At 37.2% G+C, this 8,180-nt stretch carries 7 protein-coding genes; 1 reads left to right on the top strand and 6 read right to left on the bottom strand.

Translation table 11 applies throughout. The features are described from left to right. Window positions 1-75 precede the first annotated feature (75 nt). Together Q0X66_RS10690 and Q0X66_RS10685 are read right to left on the bottom strand one after the other, a co-directional pair. Window positions 76-1,146 (bottom strand): serine hydrolase, encoded by a 1,071-nt coding sequence (locus Q0X66_RS10690; RefSeq protein WP_297706178.1) that lies wholly within the window; start codon window positions 1,144-1,146, stop codon window positions 76-78. Window positions 1,147-1,231: 85 nt separating this feature from the next. Next, complete coding sequence (locus Q0X66_RS10685) at window positions 1,232-1,540, bottom strand: helix-turn-helix domain-containing protein (protein ID WP_297706176.1); 309 nt, start codon at window positions 1,538-1,540, stop codon at window positions 1,232-1,234. Between the two features lie 1,375 nt (window positions 1,541-2,915). Here Q0X66_RS10685 and Q0X66_RS10680 point away from each other — a divergent pair. Continuing rightward, on the top strand, window positions 2,916-4,106 hold the full coding sequence (locus Q0X66_RS10680; RefSeq protein WP_297706174.1) for a hypothetical protein: 1,191 nt from the start codon (window positions 2,916-2,918) through the stop codon (window positions 4,104-4,106). An 87-nt stretch (window positions 4,107-4,193) separates the two neighbouring features. Here Q0X66_RS10680 and Q0X66_RS10675 read toward each other — a convergent pair whose 3' ends face one another. From Q0X66_RS10675 to Q0X66_RS10660, 4 genes are all read right to left on the bottom strand, one after another. Further along, window positions 4,194-4,772 (bottom strand): hypothetical protein, encoded by a 579-nt coding sequence (locus Q0X66_RS10675; RefSeq protein WP_297706172.1) that lies wholly within the window; start codon window positions 4,770-4,772, stop codon window positions 4,194-4,196. Window positions 4,773-4,905: 133 nt separating this feature from the next. After that, window positions 4,906-5,397 carry a DUF4440 domain-containing protein gene (locus Q0X66_RS10670; protein WP_297706170.1) on the bottom strand — a complete coding sequence of 164 codons (492 nt, stop codon included), beginning with the start codon at window positions 5,395-5,397 and terminating at the stop codon, window positions 4,906-4,908. Window positions 5,398-5,720: 323 nt separating this feature from the next. Continuing rightward, entirely contained in the window at window positions 5,721-7,223 is a 1,503-nt protein-coding gene (locus Q0X66_RS10665; protein ID WP_297706168.1) for a peptidase S10, read from the bottom strand. A 101-nt stretch (window positions 7,224-7,324) separates the two neighbouring features. Further along, window positions 7,325-8,179: a PfkB family carbohydrate kinase gene (locus Q0X66_RS10660; protein WP_297706166.1), complete on the bottom strand. Its 855-nt coding sequence runs from the start codon at window positions 8,177-8,179 to the stop codon at window positions 7,325-7,327. Between the last annotated feature and the right edge of the window lies 1 nt (window position 8,180).

Genomic DNA, 8,180 nt, shown 5'->3' with positions numbered 1-8,180 from the left:
GGTTGTTAGCAAACGTTTTATTGTTTTGATTGAATAACCCATAAAGAATTCATTTAAATACAATCAGTAAACAGTTTATTTTCTTGTAGATAAAATCATGTTAATAAGAGGGAAACTTTCTTGAGGCTTCACTCTTGAACCCAGCCATTTTTTAAAAATGCTTCCAGGATCTGCTCGAAAGACGAAAACCATATTTTCCTTCGGATAGATAGCAATGTATTGCCCGCTATTTCCTCGAGCGATATACATACCGTTTACTGTATCTATCCACCATAGAAATCCGTAATCATAGTAGTAATACTCGCCTGTTACTACATGTTTTTCGAAACTTTTGGATATCCATGTTTCAGATATTAATTGTTGATTTTCCCATTTTCCTTTTAGCAAGTAGAGATATCCAAATCTGGCATCATCTCGAGCTGAAGTTTGCATTCTGTAAGCTGGATAAATACTTTTTGTTTTTTCATATTCATATGTAGTATTTTCAATTTTAAAATCTTCCATACCAATTTTGTTTGCAATACTTTCTTTTAATGATTCAAAGATATCCTTATCAGTTACTTTGGTATAAATATGGCCTAGAGTATTGAAGTCCCAATTATTATAGTAAAAGAATTCTCCAGTTTTAAAACTACCTCTTGGTGGACGTCCTTCAGCATCTTCTTTAGATTCATATGCAGCTGGATGATAGACTCCAGAAGAACTAGTGAGTAAACTATAAACTGTTGCTTGTTTTTCCGGTTCAGTTAGTTTTTGTACATCATCAATATCCAAATTCATTAGGGTCATGTCTAGCGAAATTTCCCCTTTATCGTATTCAATTCCGAACAAGCTATTCAAGTAAGATTTCCTTATAGAACGGTTTTGAATAGGTTTTGAAACATCTCCCCAGGAAATAATTACATAACCGTTTTTAATCACGAACATAGCATCTCCGCCCATGTTCTTGAATGCAGTTTCCACATCTTTCAATTGATCTAATGAATATCCAAAATTTTCAGGTGAAGTATATGTCCAAGTATTAGTTGGATAAATGCTTTCATCAGTTGGATTATCGATTGTTTTATAAATAGGAAGTTTTACATTTTCATTTTGACATGAACTAAAAACCACTAGTACTGCTAAAATTAATTTCAAACTTTTCATTTCGCTTTTTTAATTTGATTTCTATGGATGACAAATTACATAGGCTACTGCGATAATTAAAATAACAGTTGTCTTGTAAAGCGATTTAAGACTGTTTAGATAATTCTAAATATTGTGTAGGCGTAAGTTGGGTATGTTTTTTAAATGCTGCATAAAATGAAGCGCGTGAATGAAATCCAGAGTCTTTTGCGATACCTTCAATAGAATATTTATTGTGAGAATCCAATAAAATTCTTTTAGCTTCTTCAACTCTGAACATGTTTATGAAATCTCTAAAGCTTTTTCCCGAAACTTCATTAATGATTTGCGAAATTTGATATTCTGGGATTCCTAATTTCTCAGAAATATGAATAAGTTTTAAGTCTTTTCTCTTGTAAAGATTGTTTTGAAACATGAGACCATTTATTTTGGAAAAGGAATTTGTAATATCAATTTTTGATATTTTTTATCTTTCGTATTTATTATTTGAATTAGAATAAATACCAACTATTTCTGGAAGCGTTATTAATCTGATAGACAAAAGCACAAGCAATATGGAGTAAATGTCATAGAGATACAGATTAAAGTTGCCCTGGATGTCGATAATTCTTAATATTGCTGCGGTTGTAACAAAAATTATACTTGCTACAATCATGAGTTGAATCCATTTAATTAGAACCTTTTTCTTTCGGTTAGGCCTAGGATTTGCTTTCACATAAATTCGGAAACAATAAAAAATTAGTACTAAATAACCGATAGAATATAAAAATTGAAAGCCATTGTACCATGATGGGAGTATTCCTATCGTATTCGTAATTTCTCCCATAAGTACTGCATTTTTATACGACGCATTTTGGAGGAAAAAAGGAAAAAGATAAGAAACCAAAATAACGAATGGAATGAAATGAATTAATTCCTTTAATTTAAATTTTCTGGTTGGGTTTAGTAAATAAAAAATATAGAAGTACAATAACAACGGTCGTAATATTCCAGCCGGGAAATTGACTTTAAACCAATGGGGATAGTTAATAATTTCCCCTGTCGAATAAAGGAATTTTACGGCAAATACTATGGCACTCGATAGCAGAAAAATCGTAAACCATATGTTAGCAATTCTTAACCTTGATTTTATAGCAAATGCCGTAGCAATTATTATTGATAACAACAAACCAAATATTAAGATAAGCTCATTAAAATTTAAATAAAACTCATGTTGTAATATCATTTTCATGAAAATTGAGTTGTGTTAGAATTTAATCAAGATGTTTGCTAACAAGCGGATATAGTTATTAACTATATCTCACTCATGTAAACTAAGATAATATATCTTAATTACACACAAAGATGATTAGTGACGAGTTATACTATATCATATTTTATTCTATGTGTACACATTAGATAGAGCAACAGATATCACCTTGGTCGGTGCGAGCGTAACGCTCGCACTAGCGGGGGCGTTAGTTGAAGCACCAAACCCCAAACCCCAAACCCCAAATTCCAAATTCCAAATCCCAAATTCCAAATTCCAAATTCCAAAAGAGCAGAGTGCTACTATAAGTAATACTATTTGTAACTTATAGTTTGGAATTTAATTAAAAAATAGTGGTTGGCCCTCTCTAAGGTATCGAAATAATTGGTGAGGTTTTGCGGTCAGAGAAAAGAACTATTAGGTATTAAATACGAAGCTCGTATATCCAGCCTCTAAGCTCGCACTATATTTTCAAGTGATCTATATCATTTCATAAGTGCCACAATATGAATTCCTTTGGGACTCATTAAAAATCAGGATTATGAAAACCAGGACACTTCTATTCATTTGGTTATTCCCACTTTTAGCAATCTCACAGTTCAAATCCGGGGAGGATGTTAGCATTTCAACTCCGCAGAACGACGATATATACCTGGCGGGCGAGGATATTAGTATTGATGCAAAGGTCAAAGGCGATGTGGTAGCTGCCGGCAGCTATATTACCATAAACGATTCCATTGCCCAGGATCTTATCGTGGCCGGTAGAGAGATTATTATCAAAGGTTATGTGGCAGATGATATACGTATGACGGGTGGAAAACTGACCATTGACGCCGAAGTCGGTGATGATGTCATTGTTGCCGGCGGCGAACTTACGATTACCAAGGATGCTATCATAAACGGCAATCTGATAACCGTGGGGGGCAAGACCAGAATAAAAGGAGTCATTATAGGAATGCTAAAAGCAAGCGCGGGCGAACTGGAAATGGATGGTATAGTGGAAGGCGATGCCATTATACAAGGGGAGGAAGTGGAAATAGACGGAAAAATATATGGCACCTCCGAAATCGTAGCCGAAGATTTGGAAATTGGTGAAAATGCCCAATTTCATCAAGATGTTTCCTATTGGGCGGAAGACGGTAAAGTCGATTTTAAGAATTCGCTCGTCAATGCAACGGCCAAACTAGATGAAAGCCTGATGGGCGAACATGAAGAAATTCCCTGGAAATTCTTTGGTATTGCCGCTTTCGGATTTTGGGTCTTCTATATGCTTTCGGCATTTTTGGTCATCCTGTTACTAAATTATTTTTTTAAACCTCTTTTTACCGAGGCAGTTACCTATATCCAAAAAGATCTATTGAAAAGTTTTGGCTACGGTCTGATTTACCTCTTCGGCCTGCCCTTACTTATCGCTTTTTTCTTTATGATCATCATCGGCATCCCCATCAGCTTGTTCCTTCTGTCGTTCTATCTTTTTAGCGTGCTGTTCGGGCATTTAGTCGGGGCCTTACTGCTGACCCATTATTTGGAGAAACGAAATGGCCAACCCTGGGGTTATTGGAAAACGTCGTTTATAGCCCTGGGCTTCGCAATTGTCATACGATTATTGACTTTTATTCCCCTGTTGGGATTTCTAATTGCATTCCTGGTAATGGCAATAGCCTATGGTTTATTGGCCTACACGATATGGCAAAGAAGAAATGAAAAAAACATAAAATTAGCTGAAGAATAAGAGTACAAGAAGAAATATATAAAAACCTCTTTCACATCGTTTCGCATCGATACGCCCTCCTTCGTTTTACTTCGGAGGGCGTGGCCCTTATTGGATTTTGACAACTTCTTTATTAGCCTTAAATTCAATAAGTCCTTGTACTATAGCTTTAATACATTCACATGGGGTAGGCCCTCCCTCCCACATCCCCTTACAAGGTTCTTCAATTAACTCAGGTCGGTTCTGATTCATCCACTCCCTGGCTTTATAATACAAATCAGGATCATTCGAGGAGGTTTGAACAGATCGGATTTGTTGATTTTTTATAGTGATATGAAAAGTGTCCGTAACATTTAAATCTATTTGAAGGGCGCCCATCAGGTCATCTTTTACGGTGATGGGGCATATCACCGTGGAATCATTCTTTTCTTTACAATCGAACCGTTTTATTATTTCGTAATTCCCACATTCTGCCCATTTTTGATAATACAAAATGCTGGGTTGAGATTCTTCAGCATTTGAGAGCGTTCCTTTTAGCGAGTCTCTATTAAAAGAATAGAATGCATCAATAAACTCATTTGCGATAGCAATAGTATTGTCGTGGCTAACAGAAGCTTCAGGCTTAGTTCCATTTTTGCAGCCAACAAGGAGTAGAATAGAGATATAAAGTATTTGCTTTAAGTTCATAGGTCTATTTTAGTCAGGTCATAATGGCTTCTATTGGCTGGGCAATTTGCAGTGTAGCATCCAGCAAGGATGTTATTGTTTATAGGTGTTGTTGTTGGAATTACTTGCGCTTAATACCCCTTTCATTAGCTTATTACTCTTCATCTTTAGGGTCTGCAAACCATGTATCCCGAAAAATTTTCCATTCTCCATCAACTTTCTTCCAGACTAACAAATATTTTCCCGTCGCTTTCCATTTACCGCTTGCCTGGGCAAAATACCCGGTTCCCTGTTCCACAAGCAAGTCTTCGTTTCCCCACAGCCCTGTTGTGGTAAAACTGCCAATAACACTATCCCTGACCCAGCCTTCAAAACCTTTTATAATATTTTGCCTGCCAATTGTTGAGGGACTTCCATCATGAAATATTTCTGCGTCTTCGGCATACAAATTCCCAAATGCAGCTATGTCTCCATTATCCATTGCATCTTCATAGGTTCTTAGGCGAGATGTTATTTCACTTTTTGCCTTTTCTAAATCGAATGGCGTTGTGCTATTCACCGGTTGATTGCAGTTGACAAGAGGTAATGTAAAGAAAGTTATCAATACTAAATTTGTAATCTTATTTAAAGAGGATGAGAAAGTCATAAGTCGTTTTTAAGTTGCTGATATTTCAAATGTATTTTCTGCACTGGTCTTGAATATGTGCCTAGACTTCAAAAGATACTACATTTCGGGTTTAGGACAAGGCCGAATTTTTATATTCTCAATTCTCCTTTTAACACTATTTGAGCCATACTTTTTATAGTTAGTTTAGTATCACTAATTAATTCTACTTTAATAAATCCTGTTATTTCGGAACATTGAAAAGAGTTCATTTTTTTAGTTAACCACAACGTTTTCAAGCATAAGTAGCAGCGTATTTCTACACACTGGTTTTTCAGTTTGGAACTGACATTTGTTAAACTTTTTCAATTCGACAAAAATTCTCGAATATCATTGGACAATTTTATAAAATCAGCTTCGTGTGTATACATCATATGGCCTCCTTCGTAATAGGTCATTTTTATTTTCTCTCTCTCTATTCCGTTGCGGGAAAAAGTATATTCAGCATCAAAAAAAGGGGTAATCAAATCAAAATATCCACTGGCTACCATAACTTTCATATCAGTATTCCTCCTCATTGTTTCACTCAATTTTCGGGCAACATTAACAAAATCAGGCTCCCACATTTTATCCTTAGGAACAGGTCTCCAATTCCATTTTTTACTGATTTCATCATTAGAAGTTATATACGGACGATCCATTTTTATATTAAGCACAGATGCATAATAATGATTTAGGGCCGCAGTATACGCTGCACTTATTTGATAACTTGATGCATCTCCAAGGTGGGGGCCATCAGATAATTTATCAACTTCATTTCCCATAAAACGCCCATCTAATCTGCCAAGAGCAAGACCCTGATCTGCAAGTAGTTCCTTTTGAAATCTATGCATTAAAATCCTAAGGTCCGATTTTAAAATATAGTCCTTATCCAGACCGGTAAAATAGCTCAACTTTTCGGCTGCCTCATTTTTCTCAGCTTCATTAAGTAGGGAACCTCTGTAAAGAACAGAAGCATAAGTATTTAAAGTGTACTTTCTGCATTCATCAATAAATGATTCCAGTGTTTTACCCTGACCTGCTTTTTTATGATACCAGGCAGTTGCAGCCATACTGGGCAAGTATGTGAGATAAGAAGTTATATTGTCGTGAACTGATGTTGAGCCGGCATAATCCAGGGCTTGAGAAATAAGTATTAAGCCATTTAATGCCATATTTTGTCCATCGCTCTCTAAAGTATTGGATACTGTAACTGCTCTTACCGTACCAAAGCTTTCACCGGCAATATATTTTGGTGAAAACCAACGATTATTCTCCGTTATCCATTGTCTTATAAATTTGGCTATGGATTTAGCATCTTCATTTAGACCCCAATATTTTTCAACTTTACCTTTGCCGATAACCCGGCTATATCCGGTACCAACAGGATCGATAAAAACAAGATCTGTCAGATCAAGTAATCCATTATTATTATGCACTAAATTATAAGGCGCAGCACCATCATCTTCTTTTGCGTCCGTGTTTACTTTTACCAATTCAGGACCAAACATGCCCATATGCAGCCACACTGATGCCGATCCGGGACCTCCATTAAAAACAAAAGTGACAGGGCGTTTGGTCAGGTCACTTAACCCTTCCTGCACATATGCAACTGACCATATAGAAGCAAGTGGTTTGTCAGATTTATTCTTTAAATATGTCTCTGATGCTATAGCCTTATATCTAATTATTTTACCTCCGTTTGTACTTTGATGAGTGGTAATAAATGACTTTGGTTCCGGCACTGAGGTTGAATCCTGTTTTTTTTCTTGTGCTGAGATAGCTAACGAAAATATCAGGAATATGGAAAGTATATTTAGTTTTATCATAGTTAGCATTTAAGGTTTTTTCAAATATAGTTGATTAATCGTGGTTTAAATGGCCCTCGTTTATGCTGGTCCTGCCACCCGATTTCTCGTGAATGCACAATTTAATAGTGTAAGCCGTGGCCGAAAGCACCGTGCAACTGGCAAATCTCTGCAGCGAATGAAGCAGCTTTCCCAAGGGAGTTTTTAATCAAGGAGGCCTGATGAACACTGGTGTTGGCTTTGCCTCCGATATAGGAAATCAGGAATCCGCTGATGAAGGCATCTCCTGCTCCGAGCGTGTCTGTTGGTATCACCGCCCGGGGAGCCTGTCTAAACCAGGATAGACTATCATACAGAATGACTTCCTGTGGACCCCGTGTGGCCACTGCGATGGTACAGCCTCTGTTCACAGCTTTCTCAAGAAGTTCCATAGCTGCTTCTTCAGTCCATTCGGCACAGGAAAAAAAACCGAAGTCGATGTACTGGCATAGGGATAGCGCATGTTCATTATTGAAGTCATCCGAAAAGTCGTAGCTGAGCAGGGGATTCAGTCCTTGCATTTGCAATAGATAGCTATCCATGTAGCTGTATGCACTAGTATGGACAATTGAAAACGATTGCAGGTAATCGAGATCGTCGAAAATGAATTCCATTGGGACGGTTTTGCTAATCCCGCCCTCGTTTGATGAGATAAAAACTCTCTCGCCATCTTCGATTGTCAAAATTGCCCGACCATTTGGTCCGTCAACACAGCGGCAATGGGAAGTATCTACCCCTGTTTCGGCGAGTGTTCGTTGCACATGCTTAGCACTCTCATCGCTGCCAAAAACGCCCAGATAGGCCGCGTCGCAACCCAACATTGACGCATATACCGAAAAGTTGAGTGCGTTACCCCCCGGAAACATCGTCCGAATGTGAATGTAATCGTCCACAACATTGTCGCCGATACCTATGACCTTCATTGCGTTATTCCCCATC

The sequence above is a fragment of the uncultured Eudoraea sp. genome (genome assembly GCF_947260015.1).
Classification (GTDB): domain Bacteria; phylum Bacteroidota; class Bacteroidia; order Flavobacteriales; family Flavobacteriaceae; genus Eudoraea.
The sequence above is the reverse complement of the archived record's forward strand: the minus strand, read 5'-3'. Positions and strand labels throughout refer to the sequence as shown.

Bases quoted from the DNA above. Each gene is read 5' to 3' on its own strand.
- Q0X66_RS10690 (WP_297706178.1), bottom strand. From the start codon at position 1,146: ATGAAAAGTTTGAAATTAATTTTAGCAGTACTAGTGGTTTTTAGTTCA.
- Q0X66_RS10685 (WP_297706176.1), bottom strand. From the start codon at position 1,540: ATGTTTCAAAACAATCTTTACAAGAGAAAAGACTTAAAACTTATTCAT.
- Q0X66_RS10680 (WP_297706174.1), top strand. From the start codon at position 2,916: ATGAAAACCAGGACACTTCTATTCATTTGGTTATTCCCACTTTTAGCA.
- Q0X66_RS10675 (WP_297706172.1), bottom strand. From the start codon at position 4,772: ATGAACTTAAAGCAAATACTTTATATCTCTATTCTACTCCTTGTTGGC.
- Q0X66_RS10670 (WP_297706170.1), bottom strand. From the start codon at position 5,397: ATGACTTTCTCATCCTCTTTAAATAAGATTACAAATTTAGTATTGATA.
- Q0X66_RS10665 (WP_297706168.1), bottom strand. From the start codon at position 7,223: ATGATAAAACTAAATATACTTTCCATATTCCTGATATTTTCGTTAGCT.
- Q0X66_RS10660 (WP_297706166.1), bottom strand. From the start codon at position 8,179: ATGGGGAATAACGCAATGAAGGTCATAGGTATCGGCGACAATGTTGTG.